Genomic DNA, 23,247 nt, shown 5'->3' with positions numbered 1-23,247 from the left:
ACGGTTGCGAACGAACCGGACGCCGAGCCCTTCGGCCTCAATGATCGGGGTGGCCACTACAGCTCCTTGAGGACGGCGGGTTCGAGGCGGCGGAACACCCACCAGCCGCCGACCAGCAGGACGAGGCTGATGCCAACGGTGACGCCGAGCAACTGGGCACTCGGGAACATCTCGGGGTACCAGATGGCGTGGTAGAGCTGCATGATGCCGACCAGCGGGTTCAGCTCGTACACCGTCTTGACCCAGCCCGGCATGTCCGCGTTCTGCACCAGCGCGAGCGGGTAGATGATCGGCGTCGCATAGAAGAGGAACCGCAGGCCGAGCCGCATCAGCTTCTCGACGTCGCGGAGCAGCACGTTGAGCGAGGAGAGCAGCAGCGCGAGCCCGGTCAGGAAGACGGTCTGCAGCAAGATCGCGAGCGGCAGCGCGAGCAACTGCCAGTCGAAGTGCAGCTCACCGAAGACGATCGCCAGGATGATCAGGATCGGGATGCCTGCGACGAACTCGGCGAACCGGCCGAGCACCCGGCCGATCGGGAAGACCTGGCGTGCGACCTTCATGGTCGTGATCAGCCGGGCCTGGCCGGTCAGCGCGCTGGTCGCCTCGCCCATCGCCGCGTTGGCCCACGACCACGCGAAGATGCCGGTGATCAGGAACAGCGGGTACGAGTTGTTCGCGTCGCCGAGGTGCCGGTCGGCACCGGTGCCGTAGAGGACACCGAAGACGAACCAGTAGATCGCGGCGACGCCGAGCGGCTCGATCAGTGACCATAAGTAACCGAGAATAGACTGTTGGTATTTCACCGAGAGGTCTCGGCGGACCAGCAGCCCAAGGGCGTTGCGGTTTTCCCACAACGTGGTAACGCTCGATGTCACAGCCGCCTCCACCTGCGTTTCTCTTGCGACGGGCAACCCATCGGCGTCAGCTCATGGTCTTTGCGAGGGCTGCCCTGGCGGCGCTCGCGTCGCGGCGGCTGGGGTGCGCCGACGCGGCCCGCTGACGCGCCATAGGTTAGCAGTCGGTTAAACATCGCGATAAGCCCAGCGGCACCGTGGCAACCAAGGTCAACATTCGATGACATTGACGGCCAACCCGCCCCGCGCGGTCTCCTTGTACTTCACCTTCATGTCGGCGCCGGTCTCCCGCATGGTCTTGATGACCTTGTCCAGCGAGACGTGGTGCACCCCGTCGCCACGCAGTGCGAGCCGGGCCGCGGTGATCGCCTTGATGCTCGCCACGGCGTTGCGCTCGATGCACGGAATCTGCACCAGGCCACCGACCGGGTCGCAGGTCAGACCCAGGTTGTGCTCCATGCCGATCTCCGCGGCGTTCTCCACCTGCTCCGGCGTGCCGCCCAGCGCTTCGGCCAGGCCGGCGGCCGCCATCGAGCAGGCCGAGCCGACCTCGCCCTGGCAGCCGACCTCGGCACCGGAGATCGACGCGTTCTCCTTGAAGAGCACACCGATCGCCGCGGCGGTGAGCAGGAAGCGGACCACACCGTCGGCGGTCGCCTCGGGCACGAACCGGGTGTAATAGTGCAGGACGGCCGGAATGATGCCGGCGGCGCCGTTGGTGGGCGCGGTCACCACCCGGCCGCCGGCCGCGTTCTCCTCGTTGACGGCGAGGGCGAACAGGGTCACCCAGTCCATCACGCGCAGCGGGTCGCCGGCGATCTCCGAACGCAGCTTGCGCTTGAGCTCGGCCGCCCGGCGGCGGACCTTGAGCCCGCCGGGAAGCGTCCCGTCCCGCTCGCAGCCGCGCTCGACGCACTCCCGCATGACCCGCCAGATGTCCAGCAGACCGGCGCGGACCTCGGCCTCGGAGCGCCACGACAGCTCGTTGGCGAGCATCACGTCGGAGATCGAACCCCCGGCCTCCGCGGCCCGGGTGAGCAGCTCAGCGCCGGTCGTGAACGGATAGCGGACCGCGGTGGTGTCGGGCTTGATCCGGTCGGCCCCCGCCGCTTCCTCGTCGACCACGAACCCGCCGCCGACCGAGTAGTAGGTGCGCTCCCGCAGCGTGCCGCCGGCGGCGTCGAAGGCCGCGAAGGTCATGCCGTTCGGGTGGTAGGGCAGCGACCGGCGGCGGTGCAGGACCACGTCGTCGGCCGGGTCGAAGTCGATCTCGTGCTGGCCGAGCAGGGTCAGCCGCCGGCTCTCCGCGGTGCGGGCGACCAGCTTGGGCACCTCGTCGGTGTCGACACCCTCGGGCGTCTCGCCGGCCAGCCCGAGCACCACCGCCCGGTCGCTGCCGTGCCCGTGCCCGGTCGCGCCGAGCGAACCGAACAGCTCGGCCCGGACCCGGGCGGTGGAGGAGAGGACGCCGTCGGCGGCGAGCCCGGCGGCGAACGTGCGCGCGGCCCGCATCGGGCCGACCGTATGCGAGCTCGACGGTCCGATACCGACCGTGAAGAGGTCGAAAGCGCTGATCACCGGGGGTGCTCCATTCTGCCGGCCGCCGCGCGCGAGCATACGCGCGCAATCGGGGTACTCCCTACGGGAAGCGCGTGGCCCGAATCCACCCATGGACGGAGGGCGGCCTGGCTGTCCGTTTCTACCGTTGATATCAGGACCGAGTGAAGGGAAAGGGACTTACCGATGAGCACCAGACTCGTCCGCCCCCGTGATGACCGATGGATCGCCGGTGTCTGCAGCGGCCTCGCGCGCCGCTTCGGAATGCGGCCCAACACGATGCGCCTGCTCTTCGTGCTCTCTTGCCTGCTTCCGGGCCCGCAGGTGCTGGTGTACATGGTGCTGTGGGTCCTGATGCCCGACGAGAGCCGTTACACCGCACGCGCCTGAAAGAGGAGGGGCCCCTGTCGTCGACAGGGGCCCCTCCTCTTTTACTACGGCGCGGTGTAGGTGATGGTGATCGTCTCGTAGCCGAGGGACCGGAGCATGCCCTCCAGCATCGACTTGGTGTTGGTGCGGGCCCGGTCCTGCAGCCCGCTGTCGACCGCGGCCGCCTTGATCTTCTCTTCGGCGAGCTGGTAGACCTCCGCCTGCTGGTTCGGGTCCCGTTTGAACAGGTCACCGAGCCGGTTGGCCAGGCCGCGCTCCTCAGCGAAGATGTAGCTGCCCTCGGTGTCGAGGTTGACCTCGCCGAGCTGCGGCGCGGGCAGTTTGACCTCGACCGATTTGCCGTCGAGCGACTCCACGATCGCACCCTCGGCGAGCTTGCCGAAGTCGACGTAGGCCTCGACCGAGCCCACTCCGACGAACAGGGTGCGCTCGTTGAGCAGGAACTCCGGGATGTTGTCGCGGCTGGTCTGCTTGTCGACGATGACCTGGAAGTTGCCCTCGGCCGCGACGTAGCGGCTCAGGTCCTGGATCGACTTGAGCAGCGGCGGCTGGCTGCGGTCGGTGGTCTCCTGGGCGAACGGGTTGCGCCAGTTCGGCAACAGGTCCGCCGCCTTGAGTGCGAAGCCGCCGGCCACTAGGACGACGACGATCGCGGCCAACCAGATCAGACCGCGCCAGCGCGGCCGTCGCTCCTGGTCAGTCCACGCCGGATCGTCCGACTGCCGTTCGTCGGTCCGCGTGTTGACGTCGGGATATTCGCGGGTGGGCTCGATATTGGCCATTTGTCCACCTCACCGTCCTTCTGCGAACAGTTTCCCCGATGCGCGCCACCCCTAAACGAAGGCCGACACCCCGGTGAGCTTCTGGCCGACGACCAACTGGTGCACCTCGCTCGTGCCTTCGTAGGTCAGCACGCTTTCCAGGTTGTTGGCGTGCCGCATGACCGGGTACTCCGCGCTGATCCCGTTGGCGCCGAGGATGGTGCGGCACTGCCGGGCGATCGCGATCGCCTCGCGCACGTTGTTGAGCTTGCCGACGCTGACCTGCTCGGGCCGCAGCCGGCCGGCGTCGGCCAGCGCGCCCAGGTGCAGCGCCAGCAGGTAGCCCTTCTGGAGCTCGAGCGCCATGTCGGCGAGCTTGGCCTGGGTGAGCTGGAAGCCGGCGATCGGGCGACCGAACTGCTCCCTGGAACAGGCGTAGTCGATCGCCGTCTCCAGGCAGTCCCGGGCCGCGCCGAGCGCACCCCAGACGATGCCGAACCGCGCCTCGGTCAGGCAGGACAGCGGCGCCTTGAGCCCTTCGGCGCCGGGCAGCCGGGCCGCGTCGGGCAGCCGGACGTCGTCGAGCACGATCTCGCCGGTCGAGGAGGCCCGCAGCGACATCTTGTGCTTGATCTCGCGGGCCGTCACGCCCGGCGTGTCCATCGGCACGGCGAACCCGCGGACGCCGTCGTCGGTGCGCGCCCAGATCACCGCGACGTCGGCCACCGGCGCGTTGGTGATCCACATCTTGCCGCCGGTGAGCACCCAGTCGCCGCCGTCACGGCGGGCCCGGGTGGCCATCCCGGCCGGGTCGGAGCCGTGGTCGGGCTCGGTCAGCCCGAAACAGCCGATGGCCTCGCCGGCCGCCATCGGTGGCAGCCAGCGCTGCTTCTGCTCCTCCGACCCGTACCGGTGGATCGCGAACATCGCCAGCGAGCCCTGGACGGACACCAGTGAGCGCACGCCCGAGTCGCCGGCCTCCAGCTCCAGGCAGGCCAGGCCGTACGCGGTCGCAGTGGCCCCGGCGCAGCCGTAGCCGGTCAGGTGCATGCCGAGCAGGCCGAGCTTGCCGAACTCCGCGGCGAGCTCGCGGACCGGCACGCGGCCGTCCTCGTACCAGGTGGCGACGTGGGGCCGGACCCGGTCGTCGATGACCCGGCGCACCACGGCGCGCATGTCACGGTCTTCGGGCGAGAGGTTTCCGTCGAGGTCGAGCAGTTCCAGCGGGGCGACGCGGTCCATGCCGCTCACCTTATTCGGTGGGCAGCACCAGCACCCGGGCGTGGATCTGGTTGCGCTGCTGGAGCGCGGCCCGCAGCGCACGGTGCAGGCCGTCTTCGAGGTAGAGGCCGCCATGCCACTGCACGACGTGCGGGAAGAGGTCGCCGTAGAAGGTCGAGTCCTCGGCCAGCAGCTTGTCGAGGGCCAGCTCCCGCTTGGTCGTGATGAGCTGGTCGAGCCGCAGCGGCCGCGGCGGGATCTCGGACCACTGCTTGAGCGTCAAGTTGTGGTCCGGGTAGGGGCGGCCGTCACGCACCGACTTGAAGATCACGCGCCGCTCCTCTCTTGGCTAGGTGGCTCACCGCCAGCTGGCTCAGCCTATCGACCTGGGCAACGATAAGGGTCATGGCAAATGTCAGTCTTGGGACCAGCGCCCGCGATGCACCACCTGATCCACGGAACGCCGGCCTCTTTTCAGTGACGGCGACAGCCGATCGGGTGCCCGGTAGCCGATCGTCACCGCACCGATAGGGGTGAACTCCGCGGGCACGCCGAACGCCTCACGGTAGCGGTCGACGCGCTGCCCCGGAATGCCGAAGAAGCACGCCCCCAGCCCCTCGTCGACGGCCGTGAGCAGCATCAACAGCGACGCCATGCCGGTGTCGATGTCCCAGTAGGGCACCGGCCAGCGGCCCGGGTCGCGGTCGGTCCAGCCCTTGTCGGGCTCCGCGTAGCGGTCGAGGTAGGCGGACCGGTTGGAGTGCGGCACCACGACCAGCGGCGCCCGGCGCATGCCCTCGAGCCAGCCGCTGGGCGCCCGGCCCGGTGGCGTCGTCGCGGACCAGAACGCGTCGCGGTCGGCGGGCTCGTCGAGGACCAAGAAGCCCCAGCCCTGCGAGAAACCGGCCGACGGCGCGTGCGTCGCGTGGCGCAACAGGCGCTCCACCACCGCTGCCGGCACCGGGCGGTCAGGGTCGTAGTCGCGGACCATCCGCCGTTTGCGGACGACCTCGCCGAACTCCATCACTAGCCTCCCCGCTGGCCGGTCTCGCAACCTATCGGGCGCCCGGGCTATCCGTCCAGCGAGACCCGCACGCCCCAGGTGGCCGACCAAGACGCACCCGGCTCGATCACGATCACGTCGTGACCCGAGCGGAACGCGTCCGGCGGGCAGGTCTGCGGCTCGATCGCCACCGCCCGGCGCTGCCGGTCGCCGTGCAGCGTGTCGGAGGTGAAGACGACCCACCACTTGAACGTCTCGTCGGCCCAGACCCGCAGCGTGCGGGTCCCGTCGGAGATGCGGACGGACGAGGTGCCGTCGGCGTCCCGGTCGATGTCGCCGAACGCGTTGTCGAGCACCTGCGCGCCGATCCGCCGGGGCGCGGTGAAGTCGTGGTCGCCGCCGTTGACCTTGGCCGCGCCGATCGGCAGCAGGCGGGCGTCGAAGAGCACCCGGCTGCGGCCGGGCACGGTCAGCGTCAGGTCGTCGAGGGGGGTGCCGGGCAGCCGGAAGTACGGGTGCGCGGCCAGCCCGAACGGTGCCGCCTCGGCGCCGATGTTGGTCACCTCGTGGTCGACCCGCAGCCCGTCGGCGGTCAGCGTGTAACGGGTGCGCAGGGTGAGCTGCCAGGGGTAGCCGACCTGGGCCGGCAGGTCGAGCTCGATGGAGACTGAGTCCGCCGTTTGCTCCACCAGCCGCCAGCGCTGCCACGCCACCAGGCCGTGGATCGCGTTGTGCTTGGCCGGCTCGGTGAGCGGGAGCTGATGTGTCGCACCACCGAACGTGTAGCGGCCGTCCCGGATCCGGCTCGGCCACGGCGCCAGCACCTGGCCGGAGCTGCCCGGCGGGAGCTCGTCCGGCGCGTAACCGTCGAGGTAGTCGACGCCGTCGGCCCGGTAGGCGCGCAGCCCACCGCCGACCTCCACCACGACGGCCTCCTGGCCGTGGGCGGCGATCGTCCACTGTGTTCCGGAAAGGGGCGGGACGGTGCGGTTGCTCATGGGCCGGACGATATCGGTTCCGGCGCGGCGGCGGGCCGCGGGTCCGGTTCGACCTGCGGGTCCGCGCTGCGGTAGCGGGTCAGCGCGGGGAAGACCAGAGCGAGGGCGATCGCCAGGCCCGCGGCCGCGAACCCGCCGACGCTGAACGCGGCACCGGCGCCCCAGAGCGCGGCGGTGCCGCCGGCGCGCAGGTCGCCCAGCCGCGGCCCGCCGGCGACCACGACGGTCATCACGCCCTGGAGCCGCCCGCGCATCTGGTCCGGCGCGTAGACCAGCAGGATCGAGTGCCGGAACACGGCGCTGACCAGGTCGGCGGCTCCGGCCAGGGCGAGCACCACGACCATCAGCCACAGGCTGTGCGCGAAGCCGGCGAGACCGACCAGCACGCCCCAGGCGACCACGGCGCCCACCAGCGCCAGTCCCTGCCGGCGGACCCGGCCGATCCAGCCCGAGGTCAGCCCGCCGAGGACGGACCCGATGGCGATCGCGCTGAACAGGAACCCGACCGCGGCGCCGCCGCCGAACCGCTCGTCCGCCATCTCCGGGAACAGCGCCCGGGGCATGGCGATGGTCATCGCGATGATGTCGATGGCGAACGAGAGCAGCAGCACCGGCGCGCCGGCCAGGTAGCGGAACCCCTCCACGACGCTGCGGAGCCCGGCCCTGGCGGCCTGCGCGGCCGGCGGGATCGGCGGCAGGCGCAGCGTCGACCAGAGGCCGACGGTGAACAGCAACGCGTCCGCCCCGTACGCGATGGGCAGTGCGATGCTCTGGTTAAAGGTCGCGAGGATCACACCCACGGTCAGCGGGCCGAGCACGACCGCGGCCTCGCCAGTGGTGAAGGAGAGCGTGTTCGCCGCCGGCACCAGGTTGGCCGGCACCAGGCGCGGGATGATCGCGCTACGGGTCGGGTTGGTCACCGCGAACGCGCACGACTGCACGGCCGTGAACACCAACAGCAGCCACGGGCTGGCCCAGCCGGCCAACGACTGGACGAAGAAGCCCAGGGTGCCCAGCCACATCACCACGGAGCCGATGACCAGCAGCCTGCGCCGGTCCATCGCGTCGGCCAGGGCGCCACCCCAGAGCCCGAAGACCAGCAGGGGTACGAGGGCAGCGATGCCCAGCAGGCCGACCCAGAGCGATTTGCCCGTCAGCGCGAACATCTCGACCGGCACGGCCACCGCGGTGAACTGGTAGCCGTAGTTGGAGAACGCGGTCCCGATCCACATCCGCCGATAGCTGGGGGTGGCAAGGGGCCGGAGGTCGATGGCCCAGCGGCGACGGGTCCCGCTCACGGTGCCAGGCGTTCGATGATCCACTCTCCTTGTTCGGTCCGACGGTAACGCAGCCGGTCGTGCAACCGCCCGGCGCGGCCTTGCCAGAACTCGACCGTCTCGGGCACCACGCGCAGCCCGCCCCAGTGCGGCGGGGCCGGGATCGCCGACTCAGCGGGGAACCGCCGCGCGGTGGCGGCGTAGCGCTCGTCCAACGCGGCCCGGTCGGGCAGCACCCGGGACTGCGGGCTGGCCCAGGCCGCGATCTGCGACGGTCGGGGCCGCCCGGCGAAGTAGGTCTCCGTCTCGACCCGGTCCACCTCGACGACCGCGCCGCGGACCGCGACCTGCCGCATCATCGGGTGCCACGGGAAGAGCAGCGCGGCATGCGGGTTGGCCCGCAGCTCACCGCCCTTGCGGGACTCGTAGTTGGTGTAGAACACGAAGCCGCGCTCGTCGATCCCCTTGAGCAGCACGGTCCGCGCGCTCGGCCAGCCGGCCGTGTCAGCGGTCGAGAGCACCATGGCATTGGGCTCGGGCAGCCTGGCGGACAGGGCGTCGGCGAACCACCGGTCGAACTGTTCCGGCCAGCTTGGCGCCAGATCGGCGACGTCCAGCCCGTGGTCTGTCGCGTAGTCCCGGCGCAGGTTGGCCAAGTCGGGTGTGTCTCCGGTCACGTCCTCATCCTCGTGCACGCGTTAAGCGGTGATATGCGATGTTTGGTAGCACTCCGACTCGCTCGCTGTGCTCGCGTATTCGGAGACCCAGCAGGCAAGATGACACGAATACGAAACCTGAGTCGTGGCTAAGGCGCCGAATGTTGCGAGGCGCATAGGCGGGAGGGCGAAATGTCCGACTTCAAGCCCGGACTTGAGGGCGTTGTCGCCTTCGAGACCACCATCGCCGAGCCCGACAAAGAAGGTGGCGCGCTGCGCTACCGAGGGGTTGACATCGAAGACCTGATCGGTCAGGTCAGCTTTGGCAACGTGTGGGCCCTGCTCGTCGACGGCCGGTTCGGGCCCGGGCTGCCGCCCGCCGAGCCGTTCCCGGTGCCGGTGCACTCCGGCGACATCCGGGTCGACGTGCAGTCGGCCGTGGCGATGCTCGCGCCGTACTGGGGTCTTTCCCAGCTTCTCGACATCAACGGCGCGCAGGCCCGTGAGGATCTGGCCCGGGTCTCCGTGACCGCGCTGTCCTTCGTCGCGCAGTCGGCCCGCGGGCTGGGCCTGCCGGCCGTGCCGCAGAAAGAGATCGACAAGGCCGCGACGATCGTCGAGCGGTTCATGAAGCGCTGGCGGGGCGACCCGGACCCGCGCCACGTCAAGGCCGTCGACGCCTACTTCATCTCGGCCGCCGAGCACGGCATGAACGCCTCCACGTTCACCTGCCGGGTGGTCGCCTCCACCGGCGCCGACGCGGCGGCCTGCATCTCCTCCGGCATCGGCGCGCTCTCCGGCCCGCTGCACGGCGGCGCTCCCTCGCGCGTGCTGGGCATGATCGAAGCGGTCGAGCGCAGCGGCGACGCCGAGGGCTACGTCAAGGGCGTACTCGACCGGGGCGAGCGGCTGATGGGCTTCGGCCACCGGGTCTACCGGGCCGAGGACCCGCGCGCCCGGGTGTTGCGGCGCACGGCCAAGGAGCTCGGCGCACCCCGCTTCGAGGTGGCCGAGGCGCTGGAGAAGGCCGCTCTCGGCGAGTTGCAGGCCCGCCGCCCCGACCGGGTGCTGGCCACCAACGTCGAGTTCTGGTCCGCCGTGGTGCTCGACTTCGCCGAGGTGCCGCCGCACATGTTCACGTCGATGTTCACCTGCGCCCGCACCGCGGGCTGGAGCGCGCACATCATGGAGCAGAAGGCGCTCCAGCGGCTGGTCCGCCCGTCGGCCAAATACATCGGCCCGGTGCCGCGCAAGCCCGCCGACGTCGAGGGTTGGGACCAGATTCCGCACGCCGAGTAGGTGTGGGTGGGCTCACGCCGTTTGTCGTGGGACCGTCCGGCCCCCGCACTCGTTGGGATGGAAGTATGAAAGTTCGGCAGCGCTGCCGGCTTCCTTTCCCGAGCGCGACCTAAGGATTCATTCGTGGCTGACGTGACCAGCATCCGGATTCCTGACGAGATCAAGCCCGCTGACGGACGATTCGGCTGCGGGCCGTCCAAGGTTCGCCCGGAGGCGGTTTCCGCGCTCAGCCGGGTGGCGACGAGCTACCTGGGCACCTCCCACCGGCAGAAGACGGTCCGCGACGAGGTCAAGCGGCTCCGCGAGGGCCTGGCCGAGTTCTTCACCCTGCCTGAGGGCTACGAGGTGATCATCTCCAACGGCGGCACGACCGCGTTCTGGGAGGTGGCCACGTTCGGGCTCGTCAAGGACAAGGCCCAGTTCGCCAGCTTCGGCGAGTTCGGCGCCAAGTTCGCCTCCTCGGTCAAGGCAGCACCGTTCCTCGCCGACCCGACCGTGCGCAAGGCCGAGCCGGGCAGCGCGCCGGGCCTGGTCGCCGAGGCCGGTGTCGACGTCTACGGCACGCCGCAGAACGAGACCTCCACCGGTGTCGCGGTGCCGATCAAGCGGGTGGCGGGTGCCGACCCGGACGCGTTGCTGCTGGTCGACGCCACCTCAGGTGCCGGCGGGCTCGAGGTCGACCTGCGCGAGACCGACGTCTACTACTTCGCGCCGCAGAAGGCGTTCGCCTCCGACGGCGGGCTGTGGATCGCGCTGATGTCGCCGGCGGCGCTGGCCCGCGCGGCCGAGATCAAGGCGACCGGCCGCTACATCCCGGCGTTCCTCGACCTGATGACCGCGGTCGAAAACTCGCGCCTTGAGCAGACCTACAACACGCCGGCGCTGTCGACCATCTTCCTGGCCGCCGAGCAGACCGACTGGATGAACGCGCACGGCGGCCTGTCCTGGGCGGCCAAGCGCACGCAGGAGAGCGCCGGCGCGATCTACGGCTGGGCCGAGCGCTCGTCGGTGGCCACCCCGTTCGTGTCCGACCCGGGGCTGCGGTCCAACGTGGTCGCCACCATCGACTTCGTCGACGAGGTCGACGCGGCCGCCATCGCCAAGGCGCTGCGCGCCAACGGCATCGTCGACACCGAGCCGTACCGCAAGCTCGGTCGCAACCAGCTCCGGGTGGCGCTGTTCCCGGCCATCGAGCCGTCCGACGTCGAGGCGCTGACCGCTTCGATCGACTACGTTCTCGAGCGGCTTTAACGTTTCCACGCCCGACACCCCGGCGTGCCTCCCAGTGCGCCGGGGTGCTAATGGGCTACCGTGTGCGGAAGCGTTCCGACTCTGGTCGGGATCGTCGGCCAGCTCAGCGGGACGGAGGCAACGCGATGCGACCAGTACGCTTCGTCGCCCTCTCCGAGGACGGCCAGGCAATGGTGCTCGCCGACGAGGTGGGCCGTCTCTTGGCGCTGCCGCTCGATGAGCGGATCAACGGCGTCCTGCATGGCGACCCGGCCTCCGCAGCGGTCAGCGGCGCCGGCCACTTCGGCGACCAACCGCCATCTCTTTCCCCGCGAGACATCCAGGCCCGCATCCGCAGCGGCGACTCCGCCGACGAGGTCGCCCGCATCGCCGGCGTGCCGGTCGACCGGGTGCTCCGCTACGCGGGCCCGGTGCTCCAGGAGCGGGCGATGCTCGCTCAACACGCCCGGCGCACCCGGCTGAAGACGTCCGAGAAGGGCGCGCCGCTGGCCGAGGTGGTCGACGCCCGGCTGGCCCAGCACGGCATCGACGGCGAGAAGATCTCCTGGGACGCCTACCGCCGCGACGACGGCACCTGGCGGATCGTCGCCACGTGGCCGTCCGGCAAGGCCACCGCCCAGGCGATGTGGGACCTCGACCGGGCCCGCCAGGTCGTCACCCCGCACGACGACATGGCGCAATACCTGTGCACCGAGCGCCCGCAGCCGTTGCTCGGCCAGGAGCCGGTCACTCCGGAACGCGGCGGCCACGCGCTGCCCGGCCGGTCCCGGGGCGAGCCCTCCCGCGGTGGCCACGGCCTGCCCGCCGCCTCCACCGACCAGCGCGCACCCCGCGACACGATCCGCGCCGGCCGTGACGCCCTGCTCGCCTCACTCGACCGTCCGCTCACGCCGCCCGGCCGTGGCCTCGACGCGGGCCCGTCCGAGCCGCGCCGGGGTGGCGCCGCCGCGCTGCTCGGGTCGCCTGGTTCGGCCTTCGACGACGACGCCGACCTCCCCAAAGAGGTCCCGGCTGTCCCGTCGCTCGCGGTGCTCCGGCCGCGGCGCACCGCCGGCGAAAGCAACACCGAGCAGAACGACCCGGCCGGCAAGCCGCGCAAGCGCCTGCCTAGCTGGGACGACGTGCTCTTCGGCAGCGCACCGCAGCGCGAGAGCTCCTGAGTTTCGCCCGCCGCCCTCCGGTGGCAATGTGAGGGCATGGAATTCACCAACCTGGGCCGCACCGGCCTGACCGTCAGTCGGCTGTGTCTGGGCACGATGAACTTCGGGCCGGAGACCAGCGAGGCCGACAGTTTCGCCATCATGGACCGGGCGCTCGAGCACGGCCTCAACTTCTTCGACACCGCCAACGTGTACGGCCGCAAGGTCGGCGAAGGCGTCACCGAGCAGATCATCGGCCGGTGGATGGCCCAGGGTGACGGCCGTCGGGACAAGGTCGTGCTGGCCACCAAGGTGTACGGCCGGATGGGCGACTGGCCCAACGAGCGCGGCCTGTCGGCCCGGCACATCGTCCGGGCGTGCGAGGACTCACTGCGGCGGCTCCAGACGGACACGATCGACCTGTACCAGATGCACCACATCTCCCGCACGACCCCGTGGGAGGAGATCTGGCAGGCGATGGAGCTGCTGGTGGCCCAGGGCAAGGTCAGCTACGTGGGATCGTCCAACTTCGCCGGTTGGCACCTGGCCCGGGCGCAGGAGTCGGCGGCCCGCCGCAACTTCCTCGGCCTGGTCTCCGAGCAGTGCCTCTACAACCTGGTCGCGCGCGGGCCGGAGCTCGAGCTGATCCCGGCCGCGCAGGACTTCGGCATCGGCATCATCCCGTGGTCCCCGCTGCACGGCGGTCTGCTCTCCGGCGTGCTCCGCAAGCTGGCCGCGGGCGAGGCGGGCCGCGGCAGGACGGGTCGGGCGGCGGACGACCTGGCCACCTACCGCGAGTCGATCGAGGCGTACGAGAAGCTTTGCGCGGACCTCGGCCAGGACCCGAGCAACGTCGCCCTGGCTTGGCTGCTCTCCCGCCCGGGCGTGACCGCGCCGATCATCGGCCCTCGCACCATGGCCCAACTCGACGGCGCCGTGGCGGCCGTGGACATCGAGCTCTCGAAGGCGACCCTCGGTCGGCTCGACGAGCTGTTCCCGCCGGTAGGCAAGGGAGGCCCGGCCCCCGAGGCGTGGGCCTGGTAGTCGACGGGCCGATCCCGGCCGGACGGTGTCTCTCCGGACGTACATGTTCGAGCGTGTACCTACCTTCCCAAGCATGTACGGGTCCAGACAGGCACCACCGGACCGCCGCGACGCGGCAGCGCCGGCGCGGCGAGCTGTGTGCTTTCCCGGACAGGCGCTATCGGACTGCCGCGACTCGGCAGGTGCCGGTCGCGGCCGGTGCGTCGAGCTGCGTGCTTTCCTCGAGGCGAGCGGTGCCACCCGGGGCGACGTCCCTCGCCGTGATCGAGGCCCGGTCGATCCGGCCGCCGTCCTCGTCGAGGTACTCGACCTCGATGTGCGCCGACCGCTTGGTGGCGCCGGTGTTCTTGACTCTCAGCCCGACCGTGACCCGGTCACCCGCGTAGTCGCACGAGGCGACGTCGACGAGCATCTCGGCGGCGCGGGCCCGACTCGCCTTGGCACCGGCCCAAACGCTGACCGCGGCCATCGCGAGCACGACGACGATGGTCACCAACCCGGGCAACGTGATCCAGAAGTTCTGCTTGGCCGGCCGAGCGGGAGTCGGGGGCGAAGGGGGCAAAACACTCGTCACTCCCGCAAACTACCCGGAGTTTCGCTCCACTTTGGCGGATCAGAGAAGCCAGTTCGCCAAACGGTCGTAGCTCGGGTCGGGGCCGAGATTGCTTCGCATCAGCGACAGCTCGCGGGCCGGCCACACCGGACCGACGTAGGCGTCCAACGCCGCCCGATCGGCGTCCAGATCCGCCCTGGGAATGCGGTCTCCAGGCCGCGCGAGGGTCAGGTGCGGCTTCCACGGCCGCTCGTCGTAGGGAAATCGCGCGTGCTTCAACTCGCGACGCAGAGCTTTGTGGAGCGCACGCATCGGTTCCAGGTCGCCTGCGACCCCAACCCACATCAACGCGAAAGCCCCACGCCCGAACCGCCCCCCACCCGAAAGGGACAGCTCCGGCACCTCGGGCCACGGACCACCGCCCGCCCGCCTCCGAGCCACACCCACCTCGGCCGAGGCCGAAATTCGAGCGGCCGCCTCCGCGTCGCCGAACACACGATCCTCGGGCCGAACCGCACGCCCAGGTCCGCGATCGCCTGGCGCACCATCCTCGGCCCAGACCGCAGGTCTAGGTCCGCGATCGCCTGGCGCACCATCCTCGGCCTCGACCGCAGGTCTAGGTCCGCGATCGCCTGGCGCACCATCCTCGGCCCCGACCGCAGGCCCAGGTCCGCGGTCGGCTTCGGCGCGCTCGCGGGTCCGGGCCGCGCGGCGGGCCATGGTCTCCGCACGTGCGTGATAGCGGTCGACCGCCTGGCCGACCGCTTCCTCGACGTCGGCGAGGCGTTCGTCCGGGACCTCGCCCAGGAAAGCCAGCGTCAGGTGATAGGTCTCGGGTCGGGCGAGTCGGGTGTTCACGCCCGCGGCCGGAGCGCGGCCGACGTGCAGCGATGACACGAACGTGGCCAGGTCCGCGACCGCGGGTGCTGGCGGGTAGACGGCGACGAACAGCCTCAACGCTGCTCGCGGCGTTCGGCTTCGGCCGTCGGGAGCGTCATGCCGGCCGCCTGTAGCTCGCCCTCGACCCGGACGCGCTCGATCTCCAGGTCGACGCCGACCAGTTCGCTCAGATGCTGGTCGACGCCGAGGCACGCGCAGGCCAGGCGGAGTTGCTCGTCGTAGGCACGGAGCACCGCGGTCTGCCAGATCTGCGAACGCTGGGCGATGCCCAGCCGCTGACGGCCGAGGCGCTGGAGGTCGGCGGCGATCTGCTCGATCGTGGGTCGTTCCTGCTCCGTGTCGACGTGGGCCAGCTCGATCTCGATTTCCACCTCGCCGATCGAGCGGTCGAGTCGGCTGATCGCGCGCCGCTCGCGGCGCACCAGGCGCGCCTGTCGCAGGGCGTGGGTGCCGCGTTCGATGAGCTCGTCCGCGCATACGATCGCGGCGACGATGGCAGGCAGACACAAAAGCGTCAGAATCGCCACCGCCAGCACGAGTGTGTGCGGGATCGCCACTCTTCGACGCTATGCGGCTCTGGCAGCGACCGCCACCGATTTGGGTGTCATTTGGTGCACCGACCGGTCAAAATCCTCGGATGGCGCATTTGTGATGATCACTGAGTCGCCGCCTCCAACAGGGCACGTAGCCGGGAGACCGCACTGGCATCTCCCTCCACCCGGACCGCGCTGTCGCCCACTCGCCGCCAGAGCCACAGCAGCACGTCATGCGGCGCGCCCGAGACCTGGGCCACCGCCTGGCCGGCGGTGTCAGGTGCGATCTCGACACCGCCGTGGTCGAGGCGCACCAGCCAACGGGCACCGCCGGCGCTGACCAGCACCGCCCGATTGCCGTTGGCGCGCAGCAGGTCGCCGAAGTCTTCGGGCCACGCTCGGGTGGCATAGGACAGGAACACCTCGAGGACCTCGGCGATGCCGTCACCGGCCAGCTCGGCGGGAATCGGGGAAATCGGGAAGCCCGCGGCGAGCTCGGCGTCGACGCGGTGGATCACCGTCTCCTGCGCCATCCGGCGGACCCAGAAGCCGACGGTCTGATCAGGCTCGTACCACGTCGGGCAGGCCTGCTCGTCAGGCCGCGCAGCGAACTCGGCGACCAGCGCGGCGTGGGCCCGGTCGAGCAGGGCGGTCGACTTCTCCCCCGTCGGCTCCGGCGGCCACGGCTTGGGCAGCTCACCGCGCCGCATGGTCTCGACCTTGTGCAGGTAGACGTGTGCCACGTGGCTGACCAGGTCGTCGATCGTCCAACCCGGACAGGACGGCACCGGTGCCGACAGGTCGACGGCGGCCGCCCGCAGGTCGGCGAAATCGGCCTCCAGGCTCCGGAGGAACACCTCACGTGTCATGTGGGAAAGCAAACCAGATCCGTACGACAGAAACGTGCCCGTCAGGCGCGTTCGGCGGCGACGGCGGGCACGATCTGGACCCGCGGCACCGGACGCAGGCGCATGCGCAGCCGGCTGCCGCTGTGCCGTAGCTGCACGACGAGGGACAGGGTGGTCGCGGCCAGCGCGATCGAGCCGCCGAGCCAGATCGCGGTGCCGGCGCCGGCGTGGTCGGCCAGCCAGCCGACCAGCGGGCCGGAGATCGGGTTGAGCCCCATGAAGACGAACACCCAGAGGGCCATCACGCGACCGCGGTACGCGGCGTCGGTGCCGAGCTGGACCCGCTGGTTGGCGGCCTGCGCGAAGAAGACCATGAAGAAGCCGGTGGGTACGAGGGCGGCGACGACCAACCAGTACACCGGCAGGATGCCGACCAGGATGCCGAACGCGCTGAACACCATGGCCGAGATGATCACCGTGTAGACCGACGGGCGGGCCCGCCGGGTGCCACCGACCAGCGCGCCGACCAGCGCGCCTAGGCCGACGGCGGTGGTGAACAGGCCGAACGACGCCGCGCCGGTGTTGAAGCCGGTCTTGGCCAGCGCCTGGAGGGTGACCGGGAAGTTGAAGAGGAAGAACGCGAGCACGCTCATCAGCACCATCGGCAGCATCAGGTCGGGCCGGCGCCGGACGTAGCGCAGGCCGTCGACCACCCGGGCCGGCTCACGCGCGGCGGCCGGGGCGAGTTCCGTCCTGTACAGCTCGGCCGGCCGCATCCGGAGAAGGCAGATGAGCGGGGCGACCGCGAGGACGGCGCTGAACACGAACACCGGGCCGACGTCGAACAGGGCGATCGCGATGCCGGCGAGTGACGGGCCGATCACCCGGGCGCTGTTGAAGGTGGCCGCGGACAGGCCGAGTGCGTTGGGCAGCAGCCGGATCTCGACGAGCTCCGAGACGAAGGACTGGCGCACCGGCGTCTCGACGGCGCTGGCCACGCCGAGCAGCAGTGCGAACACGTAGACGTGCCAGAGCTCGGCGGAGCCGCTGACCACGAGGATGCTGAACAGCACGGACAGGATGGTCCAGGCCGTGTTGGCCACGAAGAGGATCTTGCGCTTGTCGTAGCGGTCGGCGAGCCGGCCGGATAGCAGCGTCAGCGCCAGCACGGGGGTGAACTGCAGGGCGGTGACGATGCCGAGCTGCGCGGCGGTGCCGCCCAACAGGAAGACGAGCCAGTCCTGGGTCGTGAACATCATCCACACGCCGATCAGCTTCACCAGCTGACCGAGCGCGAAGAGCCGGTAGTTCCTCACCTGGAGGGACTGGAACGTGTTGTTGAGCCGGGCACGCAAGGCTGTTGCGCCTCCCAAAGAGATCGCCGAAGGTACGCGTCATCCACAAAGGACGAAGCGGCGCGAGCTCAGGCGCGCGCGACCTTCTGGAGGATCTCCGCCGCCCGGCGGAGCGTGTCTCGCTCCTCCGGGGTCAGCGCGGCGAGTCGAGGGGCCAGCCACTCGTCACGGGCCCGCTCGTGCTGGGCAAGGATCGCTCGACCCGCCTCCGTGGCAGCCAGGATCACCTGGCGCCCGTCGGTCGGGTGCGGGGTTCGTTGCACCAGCCCGCGCTCTTCCAGCTTGGCGACGATCTTGGTCATCGTCGGCGGCTGGACACGTTCGACATCGGCGAGTTCCCGGGGGGACAGCGCCCCGCCCAACTGAAGGCTGGTCAGGGCGGATAGCTGGGTAACCGTGAGATCGCCGACCGGGCGGGTCTGCCTGACCCGCCGGTTGAACCGGGTGATCGCATCGCGCAGCGACGAGGCCAGTTGCGCCACCGAGACGCGCTTTGCCGTCACCGTCCGCTCCGTCACAGTAATTAGCTTAACTAATAAGCCCGGCTAACGACCAGTGAGTATGGCCCCTGTCACGGCCTCACGAGATCAGCGTCTCGATCGGCCCACGCAGGAAGTAGACCACGAAGAGGCCGGCAACGGCGTACAACAACGGGTGAACCTGGCGCGCCTTGCCACAGGCCAGCTTGATCACCGCGTACGAGATGATGCCGGCCCCGATGCCGTTGGAGATCGAGTAGGTGAACGGCATCAGCACGATGGTCAGGAACGCCGGCACGCCGATCTCGTAGTCGGTCCAGTCGATGCTCCGCACCGCGGTCATCATCAGGAAGCCGACGATCACCAGCGCGGCCGAGGCGGCCTCGAACGGCACCACCGTGACCAGCGGGGCGAAGAACATCGCGAGCAGGAACAGGCCACCGGTGACCAGGTTGGCGACGCCCGTCCGGGCTCCCTCGGCGACACCGGAGGCGCTTTCGATGTACGAGGTGTTGCTGGAGACGCTGGCCGCGCCGCCGGCCGCCGCGGCGATCGAGTCGACGAGCAGGATCTCGCGCGTACGCGGCGGCATGCCGTTCTCGTCGAGCAGGCCGCCCTCCTGGCCGACCGCGACCATCGTGCCCATCGTGTCGAAGAAGTCCGTGATCAGCAGGGTGAAGACGAACATCAGGACGACCAGCCAGCCGGCCGTCTGCCAGGAGTGGAACACGTTGAACTTGCCCAGCAACGACAGGTCGGGCAGGTCGACGATGGTGTCCGGGAGCTTCGGCACGTTGAGCGACCAGCCGCTCGGGTTCGGCTTGCCGTCGACGAAGGACGGGCCGATCTTGCCGATCGCCTCGACGATCAGCGCCAGCACGGTCGCCGACAGGATGCCGATCAGGATGGCGCCGCGCACCTTCCGCACGAACAGGATGATCGTCAGCAGCAGCGCGAACACGAAGACCAGCGCGGGCCAGGTGATCAGCCGGCCGTTGATGCCCATCCCGACCGGGACGGTGGTGCCGGCGATGTCCGGGATGCGGCGCACGAAGCCGGCGTCGACGAGACCGATGATCGTCAGGAACAGGCCGATGCCCACCCCGATGGCGGCCTTGAGCTGGGTCGGCACCGAGCGGAAGATGCTCTCCCGCAGGCCGGTGAGCACCAGGATGGCGATCAGCACGCCCTCGATGACGACCAGGCCCATCGCGTCGGCCCAGGTCATCTGGGGTGCGATCTCGTAGGCCACCATCGCGTTGACGCCGAGCCCGGCGGCGAGGGCCAGCGGGAACCGGGCCACCACGCCCATCAGGATCGTCATCACGCCGGCGACCAGTGCGGTGGCGGCCGCGATCGCGGCGATCGCGAGGTGGACTCCGCTGGCATCGGTCGCGCTGCCCAGGATCAGCGGGTTGAGCACCACGATGTAGGCCATCGTGAAGAAGGTCGCGAAGCCGCCGCGAACCTCCTGGCCGATGCTGGAACCGCGGGCGCTGATCGAAAAGTAGCGGTCGAAGCCACTCACCGGGCGGTCCTCGGCCGTGGGCCGCGGTGTGGTCGGTGCCTCGGTCATGGTGCCGGCTCCCAAACGGAGATCATCGATTGACCTGCGCATATTGCCACAGCCGGTGTTACACCGAAAGATCTTCCTGGTTACCCTTTTCGAGTGGCTGAGCAGCAGCAACAACCTCGGGTGGCACCGCTGGACCCGCCTATGGTGCCGTTCGCCGTGGGTGGCATTGTTATCTGGGCCGCCGTCGGGCTCGTAGTGCTCGCCTTTTTCCGCGACGGGCGCGAAAACTGGCTGTGGACCTGCCTGGCCGGATTCGTGCTCGGATTCCCCGGCCTAGCGGTCATGATCAGGCACGATGCGAACCGGCGCCGCCGGCAGGCCGCGGCTCAGTCGTCGACGGACTCGACTTCGCCGTCGTCGTAGACGGTCGGCAGTTCCTCGGCCGACGCGGTCTCGGCCAGCGCCTCGGAGTGCGCCCCGCAGCCGTGGTCAGAGCTGACCGCCCGGCCGTCGTCGGGCGCGAACATGTTGCCGCACACCCCGAACGCCTGGCGCATCGCACCGGCCAGCGGGAGGTAGAACCCGCAGGTCACGCAGCGGGCGGTGGGCGGTGCGGCGGACGAGATCGCGGCATCCGGACCGTGGTCGCCGTCGTACCAGCGCTGCGCGGTCTCTTCGCGGCCCTCTTTCGACATCACCCGGGGACGGCCCAGGCCGAGCTCCCAGGTGACCTCGTCGACCGCCGGGTCGTCCGACAGCGTGTAGCCGGGCACCAGCCGGTCGTCGTCGGCCGGGGTCAGCAGCAGATCGCCGACGCCCAGGTCACCCGGCTGGAGGCGATCCTGCCAGGGGACCCAGCCGGGTGCGAGGAGCGCGTCCGGGCCGGGCAGGAGCACGGTCTCGCACACCGTGACGTGCTTGCTCCGCGAGACCCGCGTCACTGTGACCGCCCAGCGCCAGCCCCGATATCCGGGCATTTCGCAGGCAAAGTAGTGAGTGACCAGTCGCTCGCCCTCGGCAACCACGTCGAGGTGGGCGCCGACCTCCGCTGAGTCGACCTCGGTGATCGCCTCCCGCGCCAAGTCGACGGCTGCGGCACAGACCTGGTCGAGCTTCGCGGATCGCACGGCGGCACTCCTGGTCACCCTGACATTCTTCACTACGCGTGTGGGCCGCCGACACCGGGATGGGAGAGGATGGGGCGCATGCCGTTGATACGCCGCACGGGCTCGACGATCGGCCGGTTCGTCGGCTCGACCGTCAAGGGTGGCCGCTTGGTCAGCCGGGGAGTCCGCCGTGGTGTCGGCACCGCCCGATCCAAGGGCGCGCGGGGCGAAACGGGCATGATGCGCCTGTTCGACCTGCATGCCGCCTCGTGTGCCGGCGACACCTTGATCACCATCGGGTTGGCCGGCACGATCTTCTTCGACGTGCCCCTCGGCGAGGCGCGCAGCAAGGTCGCGCTCTACCTGTTGATCACGATGGTCCCGTTCGCCCTGCTGGCGCCGGTGGTCGGCCCGTTGCTCGACCACTTCCGGCACGGCCGGCGGTGGGCTCTCGCGGCGACCTTCCTCGGTCGGGCATTCCTGGTCTGGGCCGTCGCCGACAACACCGACTCGATCTGGCTATACCCGGCCGCGTTCGGAGTACTCGCCCTTTCCCGGGCGTACGGCGTGGCCAGATCGGCGGCCGTGCCCCGGCTGTTGCCCGAGGGGCTCGGGCTGTCCCAGGCCGGCGCCAGAGCGAGCATCTACGGCACCGTCGCCGGCGCGATAGCCGCGCCGATCGGGGTCGCGGCCTTCGCCATCGGCCCGCAATGGCCGCTGCGGATCGCCGCCGTGGTCTTCCTGGTCGGCATGGTGGTCTCGCTCCGACTGCCCGGCCGGGCCGACTCCGACCCGCCGGAGACCGTGCCTCGACCCATAGCGGCCATCTTCGGAGCGTTCGGCCGCAACGGCGACCGGCCGCTGTCCGGGCGGCTGGTGATCTCGGCTCTGATCGGCAGCGCCACGCTCCGCGCCTTCTACGGCTTCCTGCTGCTCTTCCTGGCGTTCGCGATCAAGGGCGGCCACCTGGGCACCACCTTGTTCGGCCGCGAGTTGAGCGACGGGCTCGCGCTCAGCGTCCTCGGCGCCGCGCTGGGCGTCGGCACCTTCCTCGCGACCGCCATCGGCACCCGACTGCGAATACACCGCCCCGTGGCCCTGCAGTCCAGCGGCCTGATCATCACGGCCGGCCTGGCGGTGTTGACCACGATCGGCTACTCGCTGGCCATGGTGGCGCTGCTCTGTCTGGTCACCGCCGTGATGAGCGGCATCGCCAAGCTCTCGGTCGACGCCACGATCCAGGAGCGGGTGCCGGAGCGAATGCGAGCCAGCGCGTTCGCCCACTCCGAGACCGTCCTGGTGCTGGCCTTCGTGGCCGGTGGCGGGCTCGGCCTGATCCCGGTCACCGGCCGGGTCGGCGTCGGCCTGCTCGGTGCCGTGGCGGCGCTGGCCGCGGTGCGCGCGGTGATCGTCGCCGGCCAGCTACGCAAGGAGCGGCTGCACGGCCGGTTCGACGTGGGCGACCCGCCGCGCGAGGAGCCGGCCTCCGAGCCGCGCCCGGATGCCGCCAACGGCTCAGGGCGGCCAGGTACCGCCGCCGACTCAACACGGCCGGATGCCGCCACCGACTCACGGAGGCCGGGGGCCTCCGCCGACTCGGCGCGGCCGGGCGCCACCGGCGCACAGCGCCCAGGCACGCCGCCCCGGCCCCGCGCGGAGTCGCGGACCACTGAGCTGCCCAAGGCCGGCCGCCGCTGGTGGCGCCGGCAACGCCCGGAGCAGAAAACCCTGCCGATGCCCGCGGTCGAGCCAGACCTGGGCGGCACCACCAAGCAGGACACCGCCGTGGCGCCGCCCGGCTATCACGTCTACCGGCCGAGCAACCCGGTCGACGCGCCGCCCGAGGACCCGTGGCGCGACACCGCGGGGCCGCCGGCGTGACCGGGCTGCTCATCGTGACGGCCGTCGAGGTGGAAGCCGAGGCGGTCCGGGCCGGGCTCGACGGCCGGCTCACCGTGTCCGCCGTCGGTGTCGGTCCGGCCGCGGCCGCCGCGGGCACCGCACGGCTGCTCGCCCTGGCCGAAGCCGCCGGCCGCCCGTACCAGGGCGTGGTCTGCCTGGGCATTGGCGGCGGCTTCGCCGGGCGAATCAACATCGGCGACATCGCGATCGCCACGCACGCCATCGCCGCAGACCTGGGTGCGGAGAGCCCCGACGGTTTCCTGCCGATCGACGACCTCGGCTTCGGCTCGGCCCGGTTCGAGGCCGACCCCGACCTGGTCGCCGGGCTGCGCGCCGCGCTGCCCGGCGCGGCCGTCGGCACCGTGCTGACCGTGAGCACCGTCACGGGCACGGCCGCGTCGACCGAGACGCTCGCCACCCGTTTCCCCGACGCGGTGGCCGAGGGAATGGAGGGCTACGGCGTCGCCTGCGCGGCGGCCGGCCTCCCGTTCGCCGAGGTCAGAACGATCTCCAACGTGATCGGACCACGCGACCGGTCAAGCTGGCGGTTCCCGGCGGCGCTGGCCGCCCTCACCAAGGCGGGCAAGGCACTGGGGCTAGCGTGA

25 protein-coding genes are annotated in these 23,247 nt (G+C 70.6%); 8 read left to right on the top strand and 17 right to left on the bottom strand.

The window, feature by feature from the left end; genetic code table 11:
• Positions 1-56: 56 nt before the first annotated feature.
• Positions 57-875, bottom strand: coding sequence for an ABC transporter permease (locus BLV39_RS03830; protein ID WP_090787233.1), 819 nt, complete (start codon positions 873-875; stop codon positions 57-59).
• Positions 876-1,064: 189 nt separating this feature from the next.
• Positions 1,065-2,432 carry an L-serine ammonia-lyase gene (locus tag BLV39_RS03825; protein WP_090787230.1) on the bottom strand — a complete coding sequence of 456 codons (1,368 nt, stop codon included), beginning with the start codon at positions 2,430-2,432 and terminating at the stop codon, positions 1,065-1,067.
• 165 nt (positions 2,433-2,597) lie between these two features.
• Between BLV39_RS03825 and BLV39_RS03820 the strand changes: the two genes are divergently transcribed.
• Positions 2,598-2,801 carry a PspC domain-containing protein gene (locus tag BLV39_RS03820; RefSeq protein WP_090787227.1) on the top strand — a complete coding sequence of 68 codons (204 nt, stop codon included), beginning with the start codon at positions 2,598-2,600 and terminating at the stop codon, positions 2,799-2,801.
• 44 nt (positions 2,802-2,845) lie between these two features.
• Here BLV39_RS03820 and BLV39_RS03815 read toward each other — a convergent pair whose 3' ends face one another.
• The 7 genes from BLV39_RS03815 to pdxH all read right to left on the bottom strand — a co-directional run bounded on the left by BLV39_RS03815 (position 2,846) and on the right by pdxH (position 8,738).
• Complete coding sequence (locus BLV39_RS03815) at positions 2,846-3,583, bottom strand: DUF4230 domain-containing protein (RefSeq protein WP_090787224.1); 738 nt, start codon at positions 3,581-3,583, stop codon at positions 2,846-2,848.
• A gap of 51 nt (positions 3,584-3,634) precedes the next feature.
• Positions 3,635-4,804 (bottom strand): acyl-CoA dehydrogenase family protein, encoded by a 1,170-nt coding sequence (locus BLV39_RS03810; RefSeq protein ID WP_090787221.1) that lies wholly within the window; start codon positions 4,802-4,804, stop codon positions 3,635-3,637.
• A gap of 10 nt (positions 4,805-4,814) precedes the next feature.
• Complete coding sequence (locus BLV39_RS03805) at positions 4,815-5,114, bottom strand: type II toxin-antitoxin system VapB family antitoxin (protein ID WP_090787218.1); 300 nt, start codon at positions 5,112-5,114, stop codon at positions 4,815-4,817.
• An 84-nt stretch (positions 5,115-5,198) separates the two neighbouring features.
• Positions 5,199-5,807, bottom strand: a complete 609-nt coding sequence (locus BLV39_RS03800) for a nitroreductase family protein (RefSeq protein WP_090787215.1) — start codon at positions 5,805-5,807, stop codon at positions 5,199-5,201.
• A gap of 47 nt (positions 5,808-5,854) precedes the next feature.
• On the bottom strand, positions 5,855-6,784 hold the full coding sequence (locus BLV39_RS03795; protein ID WP_090787212.1) for an aldose 1-epimerase family protein: 930 nt from the start codon (positions 6,782-6,784) through the stop codon (positions 5,855-5,857).
• Positions 6,781-8,082, bottom strand: a complete 1,302-nt coding sequence (locus tag BLV39_RS03790; RefSeq protein WP_239083694.1) for an MFS transporter — start codon at positions 8,080-8,082, stop codon at positions 6,781-6,783. The genes BLV39_RS03795 and BLV39_RS03790 overlap by 4 nt, the downstream gene beginning before the upstream one ends.
• Positions 8,079-8,738: a pyridoxamine 5'-phosphate oxidase gene (pdxH, locus tag BLV39_RS03785; RefSeq protein WP_090791101.1), complete on the bottom strand. Its 660-nt coding sequence runs from the start codon at positions 8,736-8,738 to the stop codon at positions 8,079-8,081. Before pdxH ends, BLV39_RS03790 begins: the two co-directional genes overlap by 4 nt.
• Before the next feature lie 171 nt (positions 8,739-8,909).
• On the opposite strand from pdxH, the gene BLV39_RS03780 reads away from it, so the two are divergent.
• The 4 genes from BLV39_RS03780 to BLV39_RS03765 all read left to right on the top strand — a co-directional run bounded on the left by BLV39_RS03780 (position 8,910) and on the right by BLV39_RS03765 (position 13,450).
• Positions 8,910-10,016: a citrate synthase 2 gene (locus BLV39_RS03780; RefSeq protein WP_090787206.1), complete on the top strand. Its 1,107-nt coding sequence runs from the start codon at positions 8,910-8,912 to the stop codon at positions 10,014-10,016.
• 123 nt (positions 10,017-10,139) lie between these two features.
• Positions 10,140-11,267 carry a phosphoserine transaminase gene (gene serC, locus BLV39_RS03775; protein ID WP_090787203.1) on the top strand — a complete coding sequence of 376 codons (1,128 nt, stop codon included), beginning with the start codon at positions 10,140-10,142 and terminating at the stop codon, positions 11,265-11,267.
• Positions 11,268-11,392: 125 nt separating this feature from the next.
• On the top strand, positions 11,393-12,427 hold the full coding sequence (gene sepH, locus BLV39_RS03770) for a septation protein SepH (protein ID WP_090787200.1): 1,035 nt from the start codon (positions 11,393-11,395) through the stop codon (positions 12,425-12,427).
• A gap of 36 nt (positions 12,428-12,463) precedes the next feature.
• Positions 12,464-13,450, top strand: a complete 987-nt coding sequence (locus tag BLV39_RS03765) for an aldo/keto reductase (RefSeq protein ID WP_090787198.1) — start codon at positions 12,464-12,466, stop codon at positions 13,448-13,450.
• 157 nt (positions 13,451-13,607) lie between these two features.
• Here the strand turns inward: BLV39_RS03765 and BLV39_RS03760 are convergent, their stop codons facing one another.
• The 7 genes from BLV39_RS03760 to BLV39_RS03730 all read right to left on the bottom strand — a co-directional run bounded on the left by BLV39_RS03760 (position 13,608) and on the right by BLV39_RS03730 (position 19,694).
• A complete protein-coding gene (locus tag BLV39_RS03760) occupies positions 13,608-14,024 on the bottom strand; it encodes an FxLYD domain-containing protein (protein WP_143049631.1) in 417 nt (138 codons plus the stop codon).
• Between the two features lie 39 nt (positions 14,025-14,063).
• Positions 14,064-14,900, bottom strand: coding sequence for a 2'-5' RNA ligase family protein (locus BLV39_RS03755; protein WP_176984753.1), 837 nt, complete (start codon positions 14,898-14,900; stop codon positions 14,064-14,066).
• 56 nt (positions 14,901-14,956) lie between these two features.
• A complete protein-coding gene (locus tag BLV39_RS03750; RefSeq protein ID WP_090787189.1) occupies positions 14,957-15,460 on the bottom strand; it encodes a hypothetical protein in 504 nt (167 codons plus the stop codon).
• Positions 15,461-15,558: 98 nt separating this feature from the next.
• Positions 15,559-16,305 (bottom strand): maleylpyruvate isomerase family mycothiol-dependent enzyme, encoded by a 747-nt coding sequence (locus tag BLV39_RS03745; RefSeq protein ID WP_090787186.1) that lies wholly within the window; start codon positions 16,303-16,305, stop codon positions 15,559-15,561.
• Between the two features lie 41 nt (positions 16,306-16,346).
• Entirely contained in the window at positions 16,347-17,639 is a 1,293-nt protein-coding gene (locus tag BLV39_RS03740) for an MFS transporter (protein ID WP_090787182.1), read from the bottom strand.
• Between the two features lie 68 nt (positions 17,640-17,707).
• Positions 17,708-18,157 (bottom strand): MarR family winged helix-turn-helix transcriptional regulator, encoded by a 450-nt coding sequence (locus BLV39_RS03735; RefSeq protein WP_176984752.1) that lies wholly within the window; start codon positions 18,155-18,157, stop codon positions 17,708-17,710.
• 61 nt (positions 18,158-18,218) lie between these two features.
• Positions 18,219-19,694 (bottom strand): NCS2 family permease, encoded by a 1,476-nt coding sequence (locus BLV39_RS03730; RefSeq protein ID WP_090787179.1) that lies wholly within the window; start codon positions 19,692-19,694, stop codon positions 18,219-18,221.
• 141 nt (positions 19,695-19,835) lie between these two features.
• On the opposite strand from BLV39_RS03730, the gene BLV39_RS03725 reads away from it, so the two are divergent.
• Positions 19,836-20,057: a DUF2530 domain-containing protein gene (locus tag BLV39_RS03725; protein ID WP_090787175.1), complete on the top strand. Its 222-nt coding sequence runs from the start codon at positions 19,836-19,838 to the stop codon at positions 20,055-20,057.
• On the opposite strand, the gene BLV39_RS03720 is transcribed toward BLV39_RS03725, so the two are convergent.
• Entirely contained in the window at positions 20,021-20,794 is a 774-nt protein-coding gene (locus BLV39_RS03720) for a DUF3027 domain-containing protein (protein ID WP_373315323.1), read from the bottom strand. The genes BLV39_RS03725 and BLV39_RS03720 overlap by 37 nt on opposite strands.
• 45 nt (positions 20,795-20,839) lie before the next feature.
• On the opposite strand from BLV39_RS03720, the gene BLV39_RS03715 reads away from it, so the two are divergent.
• Positions 20,840-22,621, top strand: coding sequence for an MFS transporter (locus BLV39_RS03715; protein WP_090787169.1), 1,782 nt, complete (start codon positions 20,840-20,842; stop codon positions 22,619-22,621).
• Positions 22,618-23,247: a futalosine hydrolase gene (locus tag BLV39_RS03710; protein ID WP_090791098.1), complete on the top strand. Its 630-nt coding sequence runs from the start codon at positions 22,618-22,620 to the stop codon at positions 23,245-23,247. Before BLV39_RS03715 ends, BLV39_RS03710 begins: the two co-directional genes overlap by 4 nt.

Source organism: Asanoa ishikariensis (assembly GCF_900107455.1).
GTDB classification, from domain to species: domain Bacteria; phylum Actinomycetota; class Actinomycetes; order Mycobacteriales; family Micromonosporaceae; genus Asanoa; species Asanoa ishikariensis.
The sequence above is the reverse complement of the archived record's forward strand: the minus strand, read 5'-3'. Positions and strand labels throughout refer to the sequence as shown.